Here is a 22,715-nt window from a genome sequence, read left to right on the forward strand (position 1 = left end):
TACCAAAAGATTAATTATCGTCGTCTTCCCCCCGGAGTTCAGCAACAACTCAGGCTGATTGTGGAAGGCCGAGAGCGAAGTCTGTGGACAACAAACGCTATCCAGCCTGTAAACGGAGCCAGAATATGATGAAACAACTCTCTGCTTTAAGTAGTTAACCAAATGAAATCATATTTTCTGACTAAGTGGACAGTCACTCTGCGGCGTTACAACTCCGGTCACATAGCTACGGCTATGCTCCCTGCGTTGTGCCTTGCATAGTAACTGTCCACTTAGCCAGAAATATACGATTCCATTTGGCCAACTACTTATTGGCGTTCGCTTTGATATTGGTGCCGTCTAAACTCACATTGCCCAGCTTGAGGCAGTCAGCTTCCTGAGCAATCATCAAAATCTGTTCAACAACATCCACGACAAAACGAGCCATATAGTCTTCAGGAAGATAATCCTGAATGCTGGCCGGTAACAGGTCGGGAGTATTTCGGTCAATGGGGTTGAATTTCCATTTATTTATTACGGTGTAAAGGCTGCTGTCACTGGAGTGTGGATTCTACATGTCTTTTACAGTTAAGGGATTGTCCCGAAATAATTTCGACATTTTGAACTCGATCTCCGTTCATCCTGAGTGCTGAGCTTGTCGAAGTATCGAAGGGTGATTGGCACAATACATGAGGCCGGAGTTTACGCCCTTCGACAGGCCTCAGGACGAACGGAGTGCGGAGGCACGACAACCCGTCAAACTCATTGAAACCCTAGAAACGATAAGAAACCCCAAAACTGATAACAGGCTGCCAGCGGGCAGTTGTCGTTTCATCAACGTTGTTTCTTGAGATGGATTTCAAACTATTAACCGTAGGGGCGGCAAGATTGCTGCCCTCATTGTTTTCATAAACAGCACCAATATCAACCCGAACACCCAGCCTTGCCTGATCCACCATTTTCTTCCAACCTACACCAAGATAGGTTTTGTTGTAGCGTGAATTCAGTGAATCTTTTGCAGCATGGCGAAAACTGCCAGCCGACATACTGAAGTTGTTATCAAAAGGCTGATAATCAATGCGCAGGCCTCTGGCGTTATCGGCCGGGCTTAATGATTGGTTGCTTAGTTCTAAGGTAGAGGGCTTATCCGGGAATTCTGCCGCGTGTTGCTCAGGCAGCAGTTCAACAGCACCAGCCATCTGCCCATGGTCGTCTGCTTGCGCAGAGCCGAGAACAGTGACTCCCAGGGCAATGATCAGCAGATGACTATTCATGGCACTTTCCCTCCATCCTTTTCTCCATTGGTGTGTGAAGAACCGGAAAACGGTATGCTCGATGCCTGTGGATATTGAACAGCATTTTTATAACACAACTCATTTTATCGTCGCTGTATTTATCACAAGAAGCAACTGTTCTTTTGCACAAACTCTATCTATTTTTTAATGCACTGTTTTTGTTCATTGACTCATTTTATGAAGTGTTCACGCCATGTACTAAGTATTTTTCGCAATACCCGATGAATTTACCACTCTGATACCCGATTCTTCTCACTGGTAGACTTAGCGCCAACATCGATTGGCTGTGGATAACCCCATGCAAGTTCAAAATATGCCCAACTATGGTGCGGTTCCTCCTGCGGAAATGGCAAAGCTGGCTGAGCAGGCAGTAATAGGCAAAGCCAAAAAACACCCTGAGATAACCATGATCCTGGCGATTATGGCCGGTATCTTTGTGGCCATTGCCGGCATGTTCTATACCGTAGTGATGGCCGGTGCCCAAAACATGCCTTACGGTATGTCCAAACTGGTGGGTGGTATTGTCTTCAGTACCGGCCTGATGCTCGTAGTACTCTGCGGTGCCGAACTGTTTACCAGCAGTACCCTGCTGCTGATGGGCAAGGCAACGGGTAAACTGAAGTTCCGTAACATCGTTAAAAACTGGGGGCTGGTTTACGTTGGTAACTTTATCGGCTCTATTCTCTTTGCCCTGCTGATTATTGGTGGCGGGGTCTGGGAAGGCGGCAATGGCCAGGTAGGCCTCTCGGCCATGTATATTGCCAAGGCCAAATTGGGCTATCCATTCTTCCAGGCCCTGATCCTGGGTATTCTCTGTAACCTGCTGGTTTGCCTGTGCTACTGGATGACCCTGAGTGCACGCACAGCTGCGGGTAAAATGATGGCCTGCATTCTGCCGGTAGCGGCGTTTGTGGTAGCGGGTTTTGAGCACTCCGTAGCCAACATGTACCTGTTGCCAGTGGGCTACATGGTTAAGACTGTGGCAGGCCCTGAATTCTGGCAGGCGATTGGTTACACCGCTGCCGATTTCGACACGATCACCCTGGGCAACATCTTGATGAATCTGCTGCCAGTTACCATCGGTAATATCATTGGTGGTGGTGTGATGGTGGGTTTGAGCAAGTGGTTTGTGCACCTTCGTATTAAAGGTTAATCACGGTTTAACTGAATGACCTCTGATGTGGTCATTCAGTTCCAGCTTTTCCAGTGTGGGAATGCCTCAACATCTGCTTGATGCCCTGCGCTGTTTTTCTGCCTATCCCCCTGGTTTGTGCCAGCTCTTCAACCGAACTCAGCAAGACGGCTTCAATCGAACCAAATTTCTGCAACAGAGCCCGGGCTTTCAGCGAGCCAACACCCGGCAAACACTGCAGCATATTTAACGTTTGCCGGACCGGATTTTTAGATGGAACAGACCGGGAACCCATACCCGCAGAATTCATCAGCCCTCTGAACTTGCTCCATTGTCGCCCCACCATAATCAATAATGCAGCAGTTTCATTCGGGTTCATGGAACGAAGTACGGGAATACCAAAATACAGTGACACTGTGATCAGAGCCCCTTGAATAGACTCTCGTCGTATACCCGATGAACACAACATGTCAGTAGTTCCTTCAATCAGTAATACTTTGCGATAAGGAAAACAAAACTGGCTCAGTTGCCGAAATAACCGACCATCAATAATGGAGGCAGCCAGATCGGTTAGCGTTTTTCTCTCAACCAGCCAGTCGTTGTTGATTTTATAATCTCCGCTTTCAAGAGAGACGGTGTTCACAACAATCCCTTCCCGCTCCTGCAGTATGTCAACAATCCCTGAAGCCCTTTCCCGATAATCGATGTCAATCACGATATCATGCATGGTATGAAAGTTATTCTGATCATTAGGACAGGCAGCAGTATAGCTAATTGTGTATGCTTGCTAAGTAGCTGGCCATATGGAATCACATATTTCTGGCTACTTGGGCAGGTGCTATGCGAGGCACAACGGAGGGAACATAGCCGTAGCTATGTGACCGGAGTTGTAACGAAGCACGACTGCATGGATGCAGGAGCTAGAGCAACGCAGGAGCGGTTGCCGGGAGAGCCTGAAAGGAGTCAGAAATATATGATTTCATATGGTTAGCTACTTATTGCCATGCAGAGAAATAGAGGGATAAGCAATGAAGTCAGTGGCAATCTTCTGCGGTGCCCGGTCTGGTCGTAAGGAAGCGTACCGTCAGGCCGCTGAGGCATTGGTGGACTCGCTGTTAGAGCAAGGCATCACCATCGTTTATGGCGGTGGTAATGTTGGACTGATGGGCGCTATCGCTGATCGAGCCATCGCCGGCGGTGGCACAGTGGTTGGGGTGATTCCCCATGCCCTGATCGGCCAGGAGCAGGCCCATAAAGGCTTGAGCGAATTGATCCATGTGCAGGACATGCACCAGCGCAAGCAGACCATGGGTGAGCTGGCGGATGGCTTTATCACCTTGTCCGGTGGTGTTGGCAGCATGGATGAACTGTTTCAGGAAATTGCTCATAAGCAGGTAGGCTACCATGGTAAACCCTGCGCCATTCTGAATACGGCTGGCTATTATGATCATCTGGTGGCCTGGCTGGAGAATGCCGTGGATGAAGGCTTTATCACCCGCTACTGGTATGACCAGCTGGTGATTGACCACTCCCCGGCAGAACTGGTGAATAGAATGATAGGGGCAAAAATATGAAGCCGCTGCTGGTCTACCTGCATGGCCTGAACAGTTCATCCCAGTCAAGCAAGGCTATCCAAACCACCGGGTATGTCCGGGATAACCGGCTGGATATTGAATTATGGATACCGGATCTGCCGGTTTTTCCATCGGATATTGTGCAGTGTTTACAGAGCCACCTGAAAAAGTCGCTGAACCTCAGGGATATCTACATCATTGGCAGCTCCCTTGGTGGTTTCCTGGGAACCTGGCTGCAACGCTGGCTACTGGATAATGGCCACCGGAAAAAGGCAAGACTGGTGCTGATTAACCCGGCCGTCGTTCCCCATGAACGATTCGAAGCCTTTCTCGGCCCCCAGAAAAACTTCCATACGGGAGCCGACTGGGTGATGACCGAAGAGTATGTTGAGCAGCTGCTCCTTCTGGAAACAGAGCCACCAGCATCACCGGACAACACGCTGCTTATGGTACAGACGGGCGATGAAACCCTGGACTACCGCCTGGCGGTGGAAAAATATCAGCAATGCAGAGCGATCGTACAGGAAGGTGGCAGCCACGCTTTTGATCATTTTGAGACAATGCTGCCAGAAATCTTTGACTTTCTGGAACAGGATTTTCCGACATCCGTTTGAACAAATTACCGTCGATTCGTTACACTCTCTATTTTCACGCTTTACGTCTGAAAGCGATCAGTCAGCAAGGACTCATGGTAAAGAACGACTACAATGCCGAGGCGATTGAGGTACTCAGTGGCCTCGACCCGGTGCGCAAACGCCCCGGAATGTACACCGACACCACCCGGCCAAACCATCTTGCCCAGGAAATCATCGACAACAGTGTGGATGAGGCTCTGGCAGGGTTTGCTTCCCATATCAAGGTCACCCTGCACAAAGACCAGTCTCTGGAAGTAGTGGATGATGGCCGTGGCATGCCCACCGATATCCATCCGGAACATGGCATCTCGGGTATTGAGCTTATTCTCACCCGCCTGCATGCCGGTGGTAAATTCTCCAACAAGAACTACCAGTTCTCCGGTGGTTTACACGGGGTGGGTGTCTCTGTGGTCAATGCGCTCTCCAGCCGTCTGGAAGTGACCGTTCGCCGTGGCGGCATCGTTTCAGCCATCAGCTTTAAAGATGGCTACAAGGACGAAGACCTTCACGAAACCGGTACCTGCGGACGTCGCAATACCGGAACAATGGTTCGTTTCTGGCCCGATGCCAGCTACTTCGACTCCCCACGATTTTCCGTACCCCGGTTGATGCATATTCTCCGAGCCAAGGCCGTCCTTTGCCCTGGCCTGCGGGTTGAATTTGATGACCGTATTTCTGAAGACGTGACCGAGTGGTACTACGAAGATGGCCTGAATGACTATCTCAAAAGTGCCACCAGAGGCTTTGCCGTGCTCCCTGCTGAACCCTTCACCGGTTCCCTGAAAGGGGAAAGCGAGGCGGTAGACTGGGCCGTCCAATGGTTACCCGAGGGCGGTGAACTGCTGACGGAAAGCTATGTCAACCTGATTCCCACCCCGCTGGGCGGCACCCATGTGAATGGCCTGAGAACCGGCCTGCTGGAAGCCATCCGGGAATTCTGTGAGTTCCGGAACCTGTTGCCCCGTGGCGTGAAACTCGGTGGCGATGACCTGTGGGAAAACTGCGCCCACGTATTATCTGCCAAGCTGGCAGACCCGCAATTCTCCGGCCAAACCAAAGAACGCCTCTCTTCCAGAGAGTGTGCCGCCTTTGTCTCCGGTGTGGCAAAAGATGCCTTTAGCCTCTGGCTGAACCAACATACCGCTGAAGCTGAACTGCTGGCAGAACTCTGCATCAGCAATGCCCAGAAACGGATGCGCAAAGCCAAGAAGGTCGCCCGTAAAAAAGTAACCCAGGGGCCAGCACTGCCGGGTAAACTGGCGGATTGTGCCAGTCAGGACCTGAGCATGACCGAACTGTTCCTGGTGGAAGGGGACTCGGCGGGCGGCTCTGCCAAGCAAGCCCGTGACCGTGAGTACCAGGCCATCATGCCGTTGCGGGGTAAAATCCTCAACAGCTGGGAAGTGGACTCCTCAGAAGTACTGGCCTCCCAGGAAATACACGATATCTCCGTAGCCCTGGGGGTTGATCCGGCATCGGATAACCTGGATGGTTTGCGCTACGGAAAAATCTGCATCCTGGCCGATGCGGACTCCGATGGCTTGCACATCGCGACCCTGCTCTGCGCCCTGTTCGTTCAACACTTCCGCCCGCTGGTGGAACGCGGCCATATTTATGTTGCCATGCCTCCGCTCTACCGGATTGATATGGCCAAAGACGTCTATTACGCCCTGGATGAAGCGGAGAAAGAAGGCATTCTTGAACGCATCCGTGCCGAGAAAAAGAAAGGCAAGATCAATGTGCAACGCTTTAAGGGACTGGGCGAGATGAATCCTCTGCAGTTGCGTGAAACCACCATGTCTGCAGACACTCGTCGTTTGGTTCAGTTGACTCTCGACGATGAGCAGGAGACGACTCAGCGGATGGATATGCTGCTGGCCAAGAAGCGCAGTTCAGACCGTAAGACCTGGTTGGAGTCCAGGGGGAATCTGGTTGAAATTGCTTAATGTTGATCTTTTAAAGAAAGACTTCGAAAGAGATTATTAATTCCGCACTCAGCTCCCGGTGCTGGAAGCATGGGATAAGTTGGAACGTGGAGAGCTGGCCTGATGCTAACCCATTTACAGATTAAAAATTTCAAGGCCTGGAAAGATACCGGGCCTGTTCGTCTGGCTCCCCTGACGGTTATTTTTGGTGCCAACAGTGCTGGAAAAAGCAGTCTGGGGCATTTACTGCTGGCGCTTAAACAGACTGTGCAATCTACAGACCGTAAGCGCCCCCTGCACTTGGGGGATGATAAGGCTCTGGTTGATCTGGGTACGTTTGCGGAATGTCTGCACAATCATGATCTTGAACTTCCACTGTCGTTTGATCTGGGTTGGCAGACAACGGACAAAATAGACTTTCGTGATCCCCTCCGCCATAGCAAATTCACAGGTGATGAACTGCGCCTCAAGGTTGAACTTTTGGCTGATAAGCATCAACAACCCAAAGTGCAACAGATGCACTACAGCCTGTATCAGCAGCATCAACCCACTATGACAGTGGATTATGCCCGAGATGAAAAAGGCAATTTCAAACTGGACTCCGGGCAGTACAACTTTGTGCGCAATACCGGGCGTGTATGGTCTTTGGATGAACCGGATAAATTTTATCGCCTTTCTGACCAGAGTCGTGCCCGTTTTCAAAATGCCGAATTTCTATCCGACCTTGCCCTGGAAACAGAAGCTGCATTAAGTCGGGTCACCTATCTCGGCCCGTTGCGGGAATATCCGAAGCGTATCTATTCCTGGTCCGGGGAGACACCTGAGAGCGTTGGCCAAAAGGGAGAGTTGACCATTGCCTCTATTCTGGCGGCCGTTTCAGAGGGGCGATCTATCAACCGTGGCCCGAAAAAGCGCACTCACCGTTTTGATGAGTTTATTGCTCACTGGCTTAAGGATCTGGGCATTATTGATAGCTTTTCGGTGAAGCCCGTAGCTGTGGGTAGAAAAGAGTATGAAGTACTGGTGAAAACCCACAAAAATGCCAGCGAGGTAAAGTTGACCGATGTGGGGTTTGGTGTTTCTCAAGTGCTGCCTGCTTTAGTACAGGCCTTTTATTGTCAGCCCTATTCCACAGTCTGGATGGAACAGCCGGAAATCCACCTTCACCCTCAGGTTCAGGCTGAGCTGGCGGATGTATTTATCTCCGCCACCAAAGCCCGGGAAAATGGTATAGAGCGCCATGTACAGCTGATTGTGGAAAGTCATTCAGAACATTTTCTCAATCGCTTGCAGCGACGTATTGCAGAGGGTGAGATAACACCAGACGATATAGCCATCTACTTTTGTCGCCGGGCAGGCTCAAAGGCGGAGCTGGAATCACTCAAGCTGAATGACTATGGTGAGATTGAGAACTGGCCGGACAACTTCTTCGGCGATGAAATGGCTTCTGCAAAATCAGGGAAACATACGGCGTGTTGAGTCGGTACAGATCACAGAAACGGCAACTGACCACTTTGCAGAGTTTCCAGATCAGGACCTGCAGCCCCGCTTCGACTCTCCAGACCGCAAGTTTCCAGCTGTAGCCAATACTCACCCGGATAAACCAGCTATTTTGCAAGCAGTGGATTGTAAATGGTTGGATTGGTGGCCAGCATTGAGAGCTAAGGGCATAAATATTGAATTTTTATGCCGAGATGATATCTGTAGATTTTATGTTAATAAGTTTCCAGATAAGGCTGTTCCAGATTTACCGTGAGGGATGATCGGTGACTGATTTTTTTCGTTTTCCCCATACTCCCCATATTGCATGGTTGGGAGAAGGTTCACCCAGGGGGGGATAAGGAAATAACGCCTCCTGAAGTTAAGGAACTTTTGACTTCAACCGTGATAGTTGAGGAGAAGGTGGACGGTGCCAATATAGGCATTTCCATTGGAGAGGATAACCAATTACAAGCACAGAACCGTGGGCAGTACCTTTCGACACCCTATAACGGACAATTTTCCCGCCTGAACTCATGGCTGGGGCAGTACCAGTTTGCAATAAAGGATCAACTGGATTATCAGTTGATTTTATTTGGTGAGTGGTGCGCTGCACGCCATTCACTGGATTACAATGGTTTGCCTGATTGGTTCTTGCTGTTTGATGTCTATGATCGCAAAGCCCAGACTTTTTGGAGTGTTGAGCGAAGAGATAAGCTGGCAGCCAGTCTAGGGCTACCTTCTGTACCCAAACTCTATCAGGGCAAGACTTCCCTTTCAGAACTTATGAGGTTGCTAAACAACAGCAAGAGTCGCTATCGAAACGGATCTCCTGAGGGAGTTATCATCCGCAAAGACTCTGCTCAGTGGTGTGAAGGCCGAGCCAAACTGGATTAAAAAGTATGCAATAGAGTAGATTTAAATTCTGGTCAAATATTGAGCGATTTATTAGGATGGGTGATTTCGGCAAAGAAACTGGGCGATTAGAAGATTAATCGCCAGATTGGGGGCAGCGTTGCCCCCAAGTTATTGCCTCTTGATTAAAACCGCAACGAGCGCAACATTCGTTGTTATGATTCAAGGCTCAAGCTGCCTTTATGCCAGTCTTAAATACAATACACCACCCTGGAAACGGGCAAATGACTGTATTATTGCGACCAAAAGACCTGCACAGGCCAAATCTGGCAGGGCTTGTTGCGCTCGTTGCTTTTTATTTCAACTGCCTTGTTTAGAGTGCTGCGAAGCTCACATCAATAATATTAATTTGACCACTGGTGCCAAATCGGTAGGGCATTTGCCATGGCCCAATGATTTTCCACCAACCCACACCAACACCAGCGCTGACGATAGTGTGTAGCCCGTCAATAAGTTTATGGCCTACGACGTTCGGGTACATTCGACGCAAGATCAGATTATAAGGGAAGAACTGGCCAGCATGAGTGTGACCGGAAACCTGTAGATCGGCCTTGTTCTCAATACTTTCAGGTATCGAGACGGGATTATGGTCAAAGACAATGATCGGATCACTGGCTTGAACATTGTCGCGCTCATAAATTTCTTTCAGACTCATCCGATTGGTAACGGCAAACTTATTGCCGATGTCATCGCGGCCAATTAAGCGAATACCATCAATAGTGAGTACCTCATCGTGCAGAATCTCAATTCCTGAATTCTTGATAAAGGCAACATTACCATCCACATCGTTACCGTAGTATTCATGATTGCCAAGAATCGCATAGACACCATATTTTGCTTTTAATTCAGCAAAAACTTTTTTGTATCCCTCATTAACGTTGGTATGGCTGTCCTGAAAAATATCGCCACCAAACATAATGATGTCGGGATTTTCAGCGTTAATCTTCGCGACCATATCCACAAATAGCTGTTTGTTGGACGTTGGCATAAGATGGAGGTCGCTAATAAAGGCGATACGCAGCTGTTCTCTATCTGCGATTTTGTTAACAGTGATTTGGGTATGAACGACATCGGTATAACGATAGTTGATATAACCGATGACAGTCACTGTGCATAGCGAAGCGGCAATAATCCATTTTCCAAGATAGACCGGCACAGGCTTTATCAGATAATGAACGATCAGCAGTATCAGTACAGTAAACAACAAGTAGTGTGCAAGATAGACATAATTACCAAAAAACAGGCCATACAACTCGTTTTCAATAATGAGGTTCTTTCTGATATACGCCAGTGGCAAGATGCCAAAAAACAGTAACACGCTGGACAAAAACAGCTTAAACAACCGATAACCCTCGGAGAGTGGTGAATTTTCAATGCTAAAAGCAGCCAAATGCAGATAATGTCAACAGAGTAGTCGCATTCTCAATGGTTATCTAACAGTTGTTGCGTAAATATTGACTGCCAGTATTAATGGCAAACCCGGTTAACATGATAACAAAGAAAATAACAGCCAGAATAGACAGTGCGGTATCAGCACTTGTACTTGAGATAGGCATTAAGCTGGCTCCTCCATTGTCAATGGTTTCCGTTTTTAACTTCCCGAGGAGGGAGTAAGCGTTTTAAGCCTGCCCAAGAGTAATTAGCAGAGGCTATTACAGCTCTCAAGATATATCGCATGCCTGAGCCGTTAGAAACAGGATGGGTATCAAGACGATGTTTCCTGCTTATTATCAACAGTCACCCCAAGTGAAAGTACGCATTTTTCTGCAAGGACACCTTCTCTTGCCGGAAACACATTATTTCTACGATAAATCAAATCATGGTCAGATGTCAGCAGGATGGTCTGCGGAGTCAATAACCCATTCCCACACGTACGCCCTCATCTGGCCTTTGCCCGAATTAGCATTAAACTTTCACCACCCTGATGGATATCATCGTTAAGTTTGCGATGACATTCAGGAATTCTGTCGTTAAATTTATTTAAACCACCAAATACCTGAAAGATTGCATTGTATTTCCACGACACGATAAGTATTGTTACATACTAAGCTTTTGCATATGCCATACGGACAGCTTATGCGGGAGTTGGACTCAAATCAGAATGATCATCAGGGAAGCTTATCAATGTTAAAATTTCCAGTCATTGCCTCTGCACTCCTGTGCTTAGCCACATCTGTAAGTGCTGCCGACAAGCCGGTTGGATCCGGTCCTAACCCATATTCAGACTGTGGTATTGGAGCCGCTCTGTTTTCCGAGGGTCCTGTGTGGGCTGCGGTAACCTCAAATGTCATCTGGGATATTGGATCAACGGCTGTTACGTCTGCAACCATGAGCCCTGAAACATGTAATGGCAGCAAGGTAAAAACGGCACAATTCATTATTGATAATTACGATAACCTGGCCGAAGAAACGGCACTTGGACAAGGTGAGCATTTGACCGCAATGTTGACTGTGCGGGGGTGTCAGGCATCGGCTCACCCGACGATTGTTCAGTCTATCCGCAAAGACATGGTGGGTAACGTGACAGCTGCCAGCTATTCAACCCTTTCTGATGTGGAAAAAGCCACTCAATATTATCAGGCGATGGATGCAGGTGTTGCCAGTGTAGCGGATAGCTGCTCCGCCTGATCTGATGTTTGGCGTTGTCTGCAGACAGCGCCAGTCCATATCCCAGCCAAACCATAAGACCTGTAAGCAGTGACTAAACCTATCTTCTCTCTTTGCCTGTTGCTTTTATCGCTGTCTTCTTTTGCTGTTGTGCCTGAAACCTCCTCTGTTAATCCTTATATCCATCTTGCTACCATCCAAAAGCTATCAAAAACCGATACATGGAAAAAATTGCTGGTTTATGAGCCATCCGGCTTATTGGGTGCAGAAGTTGAAAGTGCAATTCAGACCAAAGAATTCTTTCTGGCTCCCGATGGTCGAACCAACCCGGAAGCTGAGCTACTGGCAACACTACAGGCATTCTCACAGCCAGTGGGCAGTGACCCTGACTCTCACGCACAATGTCGTTTTCCTGCCAGGTATCAGTGGCTCAAGTCGGAACTTGGTTTAACAGATGAGTCAGTGACGCCTGTTCACTGCCCTGAATTTTCTGAATGGTCTGAGTACGGTGATGCAAAATCATTAAGCATTATTTTTGCCTCGGGGTACCTGGGTAACCCGGCATCTTATTATGGCCACACCCTGCTGAAGCTGAACTCAAAAGACCAAGACCGTACTCAGCTACTGGATACCAGTGTCAATTTTGGAGCCATTGTAGAAGATGGTGAAGACCCGGTCAGTTACATTTTCAAGGGTTTGTTTGGCGGATATAAAGGAGGTTTCAGCCATGCTGAATACTATTTTCATAATCAGAATTACGGGGAGCTGGAACTGCGTGACCTCTGGGAGTATGAACTGGATTTAACACCTGAACAGGTCGATTTTATCCTCGCCCATACATGGGAAGTCATGGGTAAGGAATACCAATACTTTTTCCTGAATAAAAATTGCTCATTTCGTCTTGGGGAATTGCTTGAGATTATCGATGGAGTGAAAGCCAACCCCGATAATGATTTTTGGGTGATACCGCAATCTCAAATTCTGGAACTGGACAAAGCCACATTAAACGGCAAACCCCTGGTAAAAGCGATTACTTTTCAGCCATCAAGGCAGTTCCGTCTCTATAGTCGTTTTCGCACGCTTCAGGACCGACATAAAAGCATGGTTGCAGAAGCTATTGCCAACCCGCACATACTCGATACGGATATTTTCCAGTCAGAACGCATGGACGACAGGTTTTCAATACTGGATACCCTGCTTGATTATTATCAGTTCCTTGGTCAGACCGCTTCAGAGGACGATAAACACGTCATTGAGCTGGCCTATCACAATGTACTGGCACACCGCTACACTCTTCCTCCCGGTGGCAGTAATCCCACCTATGAAAAGCCCGTCTCGCCCGATGAAGGGCGCGACCCAAGCCTTATTCAACTCGGGCTGCGTTACAATGACGAGCTTGGCGGTGGTATGACGGTGAATATTCGTCCTGCCTATTATGACAGTCTGGATGGAGGGGCAGAACATGCTGAGTTTGGTGAGCTGATTATGGGCCAGGTTGAACTGTCGATGTTTGACGACAAAGTCATTGTGGACGGTGTGGACTTTGTCAGTATTCAGAGCCTCGCAACAGAAGCGACCGGGCTTCCCGGTGATGGGTATGATTCGTGGAGACTGAAAGCGGGTTTACAGCCTGCCCAGCCCGACTGTTCAGCAACCTGCCTGACACTTCAGCTAGAGGGCGACAGGGGATACACGGCAATGGCTACCGATCACCTGGTTCTCTCCGGATTTGTTGGTGCCGCCGTTCGTGACAACAAACAAGGGGCCGGAAATCTGGAAGGTCGCATCACTGTCAATGCCGTGGCCAGCATCTCTCAACGGATAAATGCGCTTTTTAAATACCAGCATAAGAAGCAAATTGATGGCTCCAGATCAGACCTCAACAGCTTCCGCTTTGATACCCGATATCAGATTAGCAAAAACCGGGAGTTAAGGTTTTCCTATGAACATGACGAAAGTGATGAATTTACCGTGCTTTTTGGACATTACTGGTAGTGACAGCTAACAGGAAGAGCGGGCTCAAGATAACCGCTGCCGATATTCAAAAAGTCACCTTTCTTCGTTTGTAAAGCAGGTAAACGGCGTATTCCTTTATAAATAGCGGTTTTATATCATCCCTGCTGAGGATAAAAAACCGCATCATCAATAGCATTAAATCACTGCTTCGCTAATGGCATCACGATAACAGTCTACATTGCGCAGACCTGTGTCAGCATCAAACCAGTGCCAATGATCCCGGTTGATTTCCAGTGGTAACTCATGCCCTTCATCAATCTGGGCAGATTTATCAAGGCGAACACTAAGCCTCTCGTTAGAGCCTTTTACAACACCGACCGCCAGTAACTCAGAGCCTAACCGCTCAACAAGTTCCACAGACAGTATCAGGTCCGCATACTCTTTTGAGCACAGCTGTAAATCCTCAGCACGGATACCCAAAATAGCCGAGTCACCATCAAGTTTGCCCGACAGTGTGGCAATTTTGCTATGTCCCAATGCAATTCCGTCAGCTAACTGAGTTGCTTTCAACAAATTAATCGAGGGAGAGCCAAGAAAGCCGGCGACAAAAAGCGACGACGGATTACTATAGAGTTCGTCCGGTGTACCAATCTGTTCGGGTATGCCATTGTTCATAACAATCAATCGGTCGGCTAACGTCATGGCTTCGATCTGATCATGGGTCACATAGATGGCAGTTGTTTTAAGCCGACGCTGCAACTTCTTGATCTCAAGTCGCATCTGGCCTCTCAGCCTTGCATCCAGATTGGATAAAGGTTCATCAAAGAGAAAGACCTCAGGCTTACGCACAATTGCGCGCCCCATGGCCACACGCTGACGTTGTCCACCTGAGAGCTGGCCTGGTTTCCGATCCAGCAGTTGAGAAAGCTCAAGCGTTTTTGCAGCCTCTTTAACCCGCTTGTCAATCTCAGCCTTTGCCAGCTTTCGATTTTTCAGGCCGTATGCCATGTTGTCAAACACCGTCATATGTGGGTAGAGCGCATAGTTCTGAAACACCATGGCAATATCCCTGTACGCCGGCTCCCTGTCATTCACCCGCTGATCTTTTATCCACAAGTCGCCACTGGTGATGGATTCCAGGCCTGCAATCATTCGCAGAAGCGTTGATTTACCACAACCGGACGGGCCAACGACAACCACCAGCTCACCATCAGCGATATCGATGCTGATGTTTTTTACGGCTGCAACACCATTGGCATAAGTCTTTCCAAGGCCGTCTATTTGCACTCGAGACATATTGATATCCTGTTATTTTTCGGTTTCCACCAACCCCTTGATGAACATTCGCTGGAAGATCACCACAACCAGCACCGGGGGAATTGTCGCCAGAATGGTTAAGCCAAAGGCGATATTAAACTGAGGTAAGTCACCACCTTCGTTGATGGTTTGAAACATTTGTCGTATGCCAATGACGACTGTGTAGTAGTCAGTATCTGTTGTCATCAGTAATGGCCAGAGATACTGGTTCCAACCAACCACAAACATGATGATGAAAATTGCAGCCAGCATGGTGGACGACAAAGGCAGAAGAATATCGATAAAGAACTGCACCGGCCCGGCACCATCCATACGGGCAGCTTCCATTAATTCACCTGGTACTGAGCGATAGAACTGCCGGAAGAAAAAAGTGCCCGTCGCTGATGCGATCAAGGGAACAATCAATCCGGCATAGCTATTGAGGAGCTCCAGCTGGGCGACCACTTCATAGGAAGGAATAATCCTGACCTCCAGAGGTAGCAGCAGTGTTGCAAAAATCATCCAGAACAACGGTGTTGCCAGGGGAAACCGAAAATAAACCAGGGCATAGGCAGCAATGGTGGAGATAATGATCTTACCAATAGCAAAGCCCAGACCCAGCACAAGACTGTTCAACAACATACGCCAGGCGGGTGTTGATAAATCATCATTACCGCCAAGAATGGCCTTGTACGTTTCCCATCCATGCCCTCCGGGAAAAAATTGCAGCCCTTCCTTAAACAATGTCTCCGGCGTATGGGTGGATGACATGAGCGCAATCCATAAAGGCAACACCATAATCAGGGTGCCCATTATTAAAATACCGTGACGTATGACGGTGCGAGTCCATAGCTTACTCATCAGTAATGCACCTTTTTATCAACATAACGGAACTGGATAATCGTCAGGCAAATAACAAACAGCATCAGAATAACCGACTGCGCGGCGCTACCTCCCAAATCAGCGCCAAGAAAACCATCCTGGTAAATCTTGTACACCAATGTCGTAGTTGAGCCTGCTGGTCCGCCACGGGTGGTCAGATCAATCACGCCAAAAGTTTCGAAGAAGGCATAAGTCGTATTAATAACCAACAGGAAGAACGTGGTAGGTGCCAGAAGTGGAAAGGTAACTGTCCAGAATCGTTTAATAGAGCCGGGGCAATCAATTCTTGCAGCTTCCTGAACAGAAGCAGGTATCCCCTGCAAACCGGATAAGAAGAAAATAAAGTTGATGCTTAACTGCTTCCATACAGAAATCAAAACGACAACGAAGATCGCATCACTTCCATCCCGGGTATGGTTAAAGTCAAAGCCCAGTGCGTTGATACCATTGTAAAGATCCCCCATCAAAGGGCTGAACAATAAACTGCCAACCAGGCCAGCCGCTGGAGGCGCAATGGCATAGGCCCACATCAGAAAGGTTTTATAAACCCCGGCACCGGTCAACACTTCATTTACCTGAACCGCCAGTAGTAATGCCAGTGATAGAGAAAAAAGGGTAACCAGCGCTGAAAAAAACAGGGTAAACAACACCGTGCTGACATACTCCGGATCTTCCAGAACATCAGTAAAATTTCGCAACCCGACAAATTCGCTGGAAAGCCCGAAAGCATCTTCCATATAAAACGACTGCTGAATAGCCTGGCCAGATGGCCAGAGAAAAAACACCAGGATGATGAGTACCTGGGGCAATATCAAGAAATACGGCAGTGCACTGTGTTGAAACTGATTTTTCTGCACAACAATTTATAACCCGAAAAATGTTACCAGAAGCACCACAGCCCCTGAGTAACTGTGGTGATAGAACAATTAGCCACTTAGTTATAAGTGTCGTTAAAGCGGGACAGCAGTTTGTTGGATTCACGCTCAATAGAATTGAAGGCATCGTCCACACTGGTCTGTCCGGAGAGAATCTTTTCATAATTCTTGTAGAGGCTTTCACGAATCTGAACGTAGTAGCCCAGACGATAGCCTTTGGTCCACTCGCCACCATCAAGACTCAACTGCAGAATACCAATCTCGGCATCCGGTGCTTCCTGGTAATAGCCACTCTCTTTGGCCAGTGTATAGGCATCGTTGGTGATGGCCACATAGCCAGTTTCCTGGTGCCACAACAACTGAGTCTCAGCCTGTGTCAGGAACTTGTAGAATTCAGCAATGCCCTTGTATTCATCCGCATCGTGCCCGGTAAAACTGAACAGTGCTGCACCACCAATAAAGGTGCTTTTGGGCTCTTCAATCAGGCTGCTCCAGTAAGGCAGATAGGTTGTGCCAAATTCAAAGTCAGCCGTTTTTTGCAAGTTTCCGAAAGAACCGGATGAGCCCAGCCACATTGCCACCTGGCCTTTGGTAAAGGCATCCTGATTGTCGCCCCAGGCTCTGCCGTAATAGCCATAGTAGCCATCATCCATCCACTCTTTGACTTTGCCCCAGTGCATTTTCAGGGCATCGTTGTTATAGAGAATTTTTACATCAGTGCTGTCGTAACCGTTGTTGCCAGTTGCCATTGGCAGGTTATGACGGGAATGGAAATTCTCGGAAAAGATCCATGGGCTGTGAGACTGAGCCAATGCCAGATAACCAGCGGCTTTCAGTTTGGGCGCTGCCTGCTCAAACTCTTCCCAGGTTTTGGGTGGAGTTACACCGGCTTTGGCAAGAGCCTCTTTGTTGAAATAAAGAAGAGGTGTGGAACTGTTGAAGGGCATTCCGATCATTTTGCCGGCAGAGTCTGCATAAAAGTGTCGAACACCGGGGATATAATCGTTGCTATCAAAGGCAATGCCATTATCTTCCAGCAGATCCTGTACTGGATAGACGGCACCCTTCGCATTGATAACGGTTGCAGCACCGGCATCAAAAACCTGAATGATATGTGGCGCTTTTCTCGCTCTGAAAGCTGCAATACCGGCAGTCATCGTGTCTTCATAACCGCCTTTGTTTACCGCTGTCAGCCTGTATTCATCCTGACTCTGGTTAAAGCGGTCTACTAATATTTCAACCACTTCACCATTTCTTCCACCCATGGCATGCCACAGGGTTAATTCGGTTGCACCCTGTGCAATTGTTGCCGCAAAAGAGGAGACACTCAAGCCAGCAAACACGATCAATTTTCTGATGTTCATTTATAACGATCCATTTCTGATTTTATTAGTTAACAGAACACATCCTAAGAATTCAAAATGACAGTTTTGTTAAAATCTGAAACTCGACTTGCCGGTTTCCAATGCACGGATGTTTGATTCAGGTAAACAATACCTGAGTCAGGCAGTTGGCATCATTCTCGTATTTCAGGGCAACGATAAGTAGCTAACCATATGAAATCATATATTTCTGACTCCTTGTTCAGGCACTCTGCTTCGTTACAACTCCGGTCACATAGCTACGGCTATGCTCCCTCCGTTGTGCCTCGCATAGCACCTGCCCAAGTAGCCAGAAATATATGATTCCATATGGCCAGCTACTTAAGCAGTGAGACCTGCTCAGATTTGGCTGAATAATCAGGTTAAAACTTTAGCTCATTGACCCGTTTTCCTGTGTCGGGATAAGGTAGAGCTTTAACGCAGTTATTATCAGACGATGGCTAATCCAGGGAGGATTAATGCCTCATAAACTTATCCTCAAGCTGTTGCTTGCCTGCTCTGTAGTGCTGAACATCTCTTCAGTTAAGGCTCAAACTCCAGCTGAGATTGATGAACCCCTCTATAAGCCGTTCATTGAGCGCTATATTCTTGATGAGCTCAAGAATCTCCGTCAGGATCAGCAGTTTATGCGGGCTGAACTGATCAATAAAGTTGCTGAGGCCCGGCTGGATGCCTCAGATCGGGCGGTTCGCTATACAACGGATACCGTTAACAATATCTTTTTCATCATTACTGGCGCGGCTTCGATTCTGGTTTTGCTTGGGTGGCGTTCATTGCGAGAGGTTCGTGAAACCATTAAGGCACAGGTTGAAAGCCAGGTTTCTCAGATGACACTGGAATATGAGAAAAGACTGAATGAGCTTGAGACGAAGCTGGTCGTGCGCTCGGAGCAGATTATTTCTGCCCAGGAAAAGATATCGCAAACCAATCAGGTTCATTCATTATGGATGCGTGCAGGGCTTGAGACAAACCTCCATGAGCAGATCAACATCTATGACCAGATTCTTGAAATCAAGCCAGATGATGTTGAGGCACTGACCTATAAGGCTGACTCGTTGCTGGATCTTGGTGAGGCCCGATGGGCGCTATCACTGACCAATCAGGCGATTGATCATGATCACGAATATGCGCTTGCCTACTGGCAAAGGGCCTGTGCAGAAGCGGCACTTGGGCAGCATGATGAAGCAGTACGGGACCTTGAAACCGCCATACTGCAATCTCCCGCATTAAAGGATGAAGTTGTCAGTGAGACGGCTTTTGAGGTTCTGCACGGCCATCTGTCGTTTAAGAAATTGTTACAGTCAGATATGTCGGATGTAGAAATGAGTTAGTTCTCGTCCAAAAAACCAACCAGCTGAGGACATGAGTATTTTATTCTGAAAAATAAGTGAAGCCCTTCTATTTTTCCATATCAGGTAGAAAAGGCTTCATGTAAAACATGAAACCCTATTCGAACCGTACTATTTTGGCCTTAACTGACCTATATCATGAGGCTTACCTGTTGCCATATCGATATCATTCAAGAAAGCCTTTACCCGCGATCGGATATGAGCAATATGACTTTTATCCGTTGTCATAAAGCCAAACGGAATAGGTATGGGAGAAGTATCCGGTGCTGATAAATGATATATAACGACAGCAAATAAATCGCTGTTAACAATCACCTCAACGTTGCCGTTGCAGAAGTCTCCTGTGTAGCCAAACAGGCTATCTTTATTGAAATCCTCAAACTCTATTCCACAAACCCGCCGTAGCCGGTCATGATTTTCTGCCAGCGGCAGATACAATTTTGGCTGGTACAGCTTTTTGGCTTTTTTCCCCGTGGTTTTTGCGCTATCCCGTACATATTGTAAGCAACTAAGAACTTTTTCGGATTCTCCCCAGAAAGGATTATTGGGTGCCAGCCATATTAACTCGTCAGCCTCATGCCCAGTTCTCTTTGGTTGCTTTACATTTTTTTCCAGTATCTCGGTAATCAAACGCCAGTTTTCAAGGGTATAAATGATACCCAGAAAGGGGGTGAGATCAGCCCCTCTAGGAGGCTGTCGGACTTAAGACTGTCCTACTGCGGTTGCTCGGTAGGATTCGAACCTACGACCGCCTGGTTCGTAGCCAGGTACTCTATCCAGCTGAGCTACGAGCGCGTAATACTAACTTGTTCACTGGCGGTGGGCGGGGAACCTTCTGCAAATTTTTATGATATAACCGACTTTGGACTTTCGTGAAAAGGGCATTTCTGGGAAGATAAGTCACGATCAACAATGGAAGCTCATCACTGACTTTCAAGCAGAATAGTAATAATAATCGAAGGGATTGTAATGAAAGCTGTAAAAGTAATCAGTACTGTACTTCTCGCCTCTACCCTGTACGGCTGCGCCGCCACCCAGGTGGCTCTGGAGAAGAAAGACCTGGATGTTCAGACCCAGATGTCCGACACCATCTTCCTTGATCCGGTATCAGCCAGTAAAAAGACGGTCTTTATCCAGATCAGGAATACCTCTGACAGGCAACAGCTGCAAATCACCGACGCCATCTCCAGCAATATCCAGAGTAAAGGCTACAAGCTTCTGGATGATCCGGATGCCGCTCATTACCTTCTGCAGGTGAATATTCTGCAAGCGGGTAAAACCGACCCGGCTGCTGCCGAGCGAGCTCTGGCAGGCGGCTATGGTAGTGTGGTTGTTGGCGCAGCTGCCGGTTATGCGGTAGGCGGTAGTGGCACAGCCGCAACAGCTGGCGGACTGCTTTTTGGTGCGGCGGAGCTGGTCGCCAATAGTCTGGTCAAGGATGTCACCTACTCCCTGATCACCGATATCCAGCTCTCGGAAAGAGCCAAGGGCAGTGTCTCCAGCAACAGTGCCCACAGCTTGAAGCAGGGCAACAGCGGCTCCACCCAGGTTCAGTACAGTGAAGTGGGCGAGCGGAAGAAATACCAGACCCGGGTTGTTTCTACCGCCAACAAGGTCAATCTGAAATTTGAGGAAGCTTTGCCTGAGCTTAAGAAAGGGCTTTCGAATTCTATTTCGGGTTTGTTGTAAGCAATCACGCCACTTCATGAGGTATGGAGTGGCGCAAGCTTTTACCATTTCATTTTTTACTCAGCTCAGCCTCTATTCGCTTACGTTCAAAGCCTATATAGGATAGAGGATTACAGATATAAGATTCTCGAGGATGCTCGACACTAAACCTCACATGCTTAAACTTATCAATGACATCTACATAGTAATGATCTACAAGCCACCCTCCACAATTGACCTCTTGCATTTTTTTTTGTTTATCTGTCAAAACCCATGTCAATTTTGATTGATTATCAGGCAATACATTTATTATAAAGTCAGCCGTATATTTCCATGGTATAAAGGTTAACTTCAACCAGACTCCCCAAGGTAGATTTTTGCTTACATAAAGCTTGTTTTGTCGTTTTTTTTCCCCACTCCCAGAATTAATTAACAAATAAGAAGGCATCTCATAATCTATACCGCCTATGCTTTTTCGCTCTCCGGGCTGGAAAGTATCGGTGCGTTGCATTGCAATAACATGACCTTGGTCATCTACAACACGGAAGATACTCATAGACTCATATGTACTATTCTGGAAATAGTAAACAAATGACTGATATGAAATAATGTTCCATCCAATCCATAGCGTCAAAATAAGTACTCCACTAACAAGGAGCAGTCCCATTACTTTTAAAAAAGTCCGCACAGCTCCCCCTCAGATCTCAACAGTTACATTCAGGTTTTCTTTAAGCCACTTCTGGTACTGAGCCATATCAACACTGCCACGAATTTCTCCGTTACTGTCATCCCTATCCTCTATGATCATTCGATTCAGATCAGGAAATTGTGGTGCCGTTTTCTGGTACCGTGTTGCAGGTGGCGTCCAGTTTCTGCACTCAGCCCGCCCCCTACAACCCGGCCTCCAATCCGGGTCATTCTCATAAAAGATCTTTCTATCTTTATCATCTTTATAAAAGTTCCTTGCCACCCACTTATCGGCCGTTCTTTCATCATGAAGGACAGGCCTGTCTATCAAAACATGCTCCGCATTTAACTCGCCTAAACTCAGCCCCGCACTTTTAGCCTGCATAAACATCCACTGGAGTGGAGCATCTGAAAGGTCACCATCCGCATAACCCCCTCCAACATCGGTATGTGCACCAATAAATCCTTGCTCAATGACTTTACTATCACTACCGGTATTATGCTCATCACGCTCTACAGAAGATAATGAAAATTCATCACGATGCTCATTCAACGCAACGGCCTGTGCGACCCGATCTATTCGAGAATCTGTTGTGAGATCAAAATCACCATTATCAGGGTCGCCAGGTACTCCTATAGAACCTACTGTATCAAATAACCCCATAAAGCGGATTTTTATTGAGGGTAGCGGGGTACAAAGATCCCTATCTGAGTCTCGTCCTGCAAATAAGCGGTCATAATGGCCACTATCAATGCGATCAAATACATCATTACTGAACTCACGAGCAATTGCAGCTCCCCTGCTAAAACCAACAATGTCAATAATTCCATCTGAGAAATCAGGATCTTTCTCACGGATGAGGCGATCAAGTTCTCTCAAAGCATTATCAACCCGTTCACGAGCCTTATGACCGAACCCACCCCCCAATATTTCATCAGTTAATGTTCCATCCGTACCCACACCACGTTGGTAAAATGATGCACCTTTCCCACCATTCGCTGCATTATAATAGTCTTGGAACAATGCAACATTCGTTAAAGTTGGCTCTTCGCCGTTTCATATGGATTTCAGGATGTCT

22 protein-coding genes are annotated in these 22,715 nt (G+C 47.6%); 10 read left to right on the plus strand and 12 right to left on the minus strand.

Going from position 1 to position 22,715, the window contains the following annotated elements:
* Window positions 1–304: 304 nt before the first annotated feature.
* Window positions 305–427, minus strand: coding sequence for a hypothetical protein (locus CX664_RS27860; protein WP_276328506.1), 123 nt, complete (start codon window positions 425–427; stop codon window positions 305–307).
* Between the two features lie 325 nt (window positions 428–752).
* The gene (locus CX664_RS20095; protein ID WP_101748466.1) at window positions 753–1,253 is read right to left on the minus strand and encodes a hypothetical protein; all 501 of its coding nucleotides are present in this window, start codon (window positions 1,251–1,253) and stop codon (window positions 753–755) included.
* Between the two features lie 319 nt (window positions 1,254–1,572).
* On the opposite strand from CX664_RS20095, the gene focA reads away from it, so the two are divergent.
* Window positions 1,573–2,427, plus strand: coding sequence for a formate transporter FocA (gene focA / locus CX664_RS20100; protein ID WP_101748485.1), 855 nt, complete (start codon window positions 1,573–1,575; stop codon window positions 2,425–2,427).
* 31 nt (window positions 2,428–2,458) lie between these two features.
* Here the strand turns inward: focA and CX664_RS20105 are convergent, their stop codons facing one another.
* Window positions 2,459–3,133 (minus strand): ERCC4 domain-containing protein, encoded by a 675-nt coding sequence (locus tag CX664_RS20105; RefSeq protein ID WP_101748467.1) that lies wholly within the window; start codon window positions 3,131–3,133, stop codon window positions 2,459–2,461.
* Between the two features lie 301 nt (window positions 3,134–3,434).
* Between CX664_RS20105 and CX664_RS20110 the strand changes: the two genes are divergently transcribed.
* From CX664_RS20110 to CX664_RS20135, 5 genes are all read left to right on the plus strand, one after another.
* A complete protein-coding gene (locus tag CX664_RS20110) occupies window positions 3,435–3,980 on the plus strand; it encodes an LOG family protein (RefSeq protein ID WP_101748468.1) in 546 nt (181 codons plus the stop codon).
* The gene (locus tag CX664_RS20115; RefSeq protein ID WP_101748469.1) at window positions 3,977–4,594 is read left to right on the plus strand and encodes a YqiA/YcfP family alpha/beta fold hydrolase; all 618 of its coding nucleotides are present in this window, start codon (window positions 3,977–3,979) and stop codon (window positions 4,592–4,594) included. The genes CX664_RS20110 and CX664_RS20115 overlap by 4 nt, the downstream gene beginning before the upstream one ends.
* A 74-nt stretch (window positions 4,595–4,668) precedes the next feature.
* Window positions 4,669–6,561: a DNA topoisomerase IV subunit B gene (gene parE, locus CX664_RS20120; protein WP_101748470.1), complete on the plus strand. Its 1,893-nt coding sequence runs from the start codon at window positions 4,669–4,671 to the stop codon at window positions 6,559–6,561.
* A 102-nt stretch (window positions 6,562–6,663) separates the two neighbouring features.
* The gene (locus tag CX664_RS20125; RefSeq protein ID WP_101748471.1) at window positions 6,664–8,019 is read left to right on the plus strand and encodes a DUF3696 domain-containing protein; all 1,356 of its coding nucleotides are present in this window, start codon (window positions 6,664–6,666) and stop codon (window positions 8,017–8,019) included.
* 393 nt (window positions 8,020–8,412) lie between these two features.
* Window positions 8,413–8,916 carry an RNA ligase family protein gene (locus CX664_RS20135; protein ID WP_219622244.1) on the plus strand — a complete coding sequence of 168 codons (504 nt, stop codon included), beginning with the start codon at window positions 8,413–8,415 and terminating at the stop codon, window positions 8,914–8,916.
* Window positions 8,917–9,247: 331 nt separating this feature from the next.
* Here the strand turns inward: CX664_RS20135 and CX664_RS20140 are convergent, their stop codons facing one another.
* Together CX664_RS20140 and CX664_RS27865 are read right to left on the minus strand one after the other, a co-directional pair.
* Entirely contained in the window at window positions 9,248–10,276 is a 1,029-nt protein-coding gene (locus CX664_RS20140; protein WP_146000175.1) for a metallophosphoesterase, read from the minus strand.
* Between the two features lie 91 nt (window positions 10,277–10,367).
* Window positions 10,368–10,490, minus strand: a complete 123-nt coding sequence (locus CX664_RS27865; RefSeq protein WP_276328507.1) for a hypothetical protein — start codon at window positions 10,488–10,490, stop codon at window positions 10,368–10,370.
* A 568-nt stretch (window positions 10,491–11,058) separates the two neighbouring features.
* Between CX664_RS27865 and CX664_RS20145 the strand changes: the two genes are divergently transcribed.
* Complete coding sequence (locus CX664_RS20145) at window positions 11,059–11,562, plus strand: DUF3015 family protein (protein WP_101748474.1); 504 nt, start codon at window positions 11,059–11,061, stop codon at window positions 11,560–11,562.
* Between the two features lie 69 nt (window positions 11,563–11,631).
* Window positions 11,632–13,536: an Lnb N-terminal periplasmic domain-containing protein gene (locus CX664_RS20150; protein ID WP_101748475.1), complete on the plus strand. Its 1,905-nt coding sequence runs from the start codon at window positions 11,632–11,634 to the stop codon at window positions 13,534–13,536.
* A 156-nt stretch (window positions 13,537–13,692) separates the two neighbouring features.
* Here the strand turns inward: CX664_RS20150 and ugpC are convergent, their stop codons facing one another.
* From ugpC to CX664_RS20170, 4 genes are all read right to left on the minus strand, one after another.
* Entirely contained in the window at window positions 13,693–14,793 is a 1,101-nt protein-coding gene (gene ugpC, locus CX664_RS20155; RefSeq protein WP_101748476.1) for a sn-glycerol-3-phosphate ABC transporter ATP-binding protein UgpC, read from the minus strand.
* Between the two features lie 12 nt (window positions 14,794–14,805).
* Entirely contained in the window at window positions 14,806–15,654 is an 849-nt protein-coding gene (gene ugpE / locus CX664_RS20160) for a sn-glycerol-3-phosphate ABC transporter permease UgpE (protein ID WP_101748477.1), read from the minus strand.
* Window positions 15,654–16,532 carry an ABC transporter permease subunit gene (locus CX664_RS20165; RefSeq protein WP_101748478.1) on the minus strand — a complete coding sequence of 293 codons (879 nt, stop codon included), beginning with the start codon at window positions 16,530–16,532 and terminating at the stop codon, window positions 15,654–15,656. The genes ugpE and CX664_RS20165 overlap by 1 nt, the downstream gene beginning before the upstream one ends.
* A gap of 77 nt (window positions 16,533–16,609) precedes the next feature.
* Window positions 16,610–17,914: an extracellular solute-binding protein gene (locus CX664_RS20170; protein WP_101748479.1), complete on the minus strand. Its 1,305-nt coding sequence runs from the start codon at window positions 17,912–17,914 to the stop codon at window positions 16,610–16,612.
* Window positions 17,915–18,390: 476 nt separating this feature from the next.
* On the opposite strand from CX664_RS20170, the gene CX664_RS20175 reads away from it, so the two are divergent.
* The gene (locus CX664_RS20175) at window positions 18,391–19,263 is read left to right on the plus strand and encodes a tetratricopeptide repeat protein (protein WP_101748480.1); all 873 of its coding nucleotides are present in this window, start codon (window positions 18,391–18,393) and stop codon (window positions 19,261–19,263) included.
* A 129-nt stretch (window positions 19,264–19,392) separates the two neighbouring features.
* On the opposite strand, the gene CX664_RS20180 is transcribed toward CX664_RS20175, so the two are convergent.
* The gene (locus CX664_RS20180) at window positions 19,393–19,911 is read right to left on the minus strand and encodes a hypothetical protein (protein WP_101748481.1); all 519 of its coding nucleotides are present in this window, start codon (window positions 19,909–19,911) and stop codon (window positions 19,393–19,395) included.
* 339 nt (window positions 19,912–20,250) lie between these two features.
* Here CX664_RS20180 and CX664_RS20190 point away from each other — a divergent pair, with 339 nt between their 5' ends.
* Window positions 20,251–20,970, plus strand: a complete 720-nt coding sequence (locus CX664_RS20190) for a complement resistance protein TraT (protein WP_101748482.1) — start codon at window positions 20,251–20,253, stop codon at window positions 20,968–20,970.
* Window positions 20,971–21,019: 49 nt separating this feature from the next.
* Here CX664_RS20190 and CX664_RS20195 read toward each other — a convergent pair whose 3' ends face one another.
* Entirely contained in the window at window positions 21,020–21,583 is a 564-nt protein-coding gene (locus CX664_RS20195; protein WP_146000176.1) for a hypothetical protein, read from the minus strand.
* Window positions 21,584–21,646: 63 nt separating this feature from the next.
* Entirely contained in the window at window positions 21,647–22,660 is a 1,014-nt protein-coding gene (locus tag CX664_RS20200; protein ID WP_101748484.1) for a phospholipase effector Tle1 domain-containing protein, read from the minus strand.
* Between the last annotated feature and the right edge of the window lie 55 nt (window positions 22,661–22,715).

Source organism: Endozoicomonas acroporae (assembly GCF_002864045.1).
Lineage (GTDB): Bacteria > Pseudomonadota > Gammaproteobacteria > Pseudomonadales > Endozoicomonadaceae > Endozoicomonas > Endozoicomonas acroporae.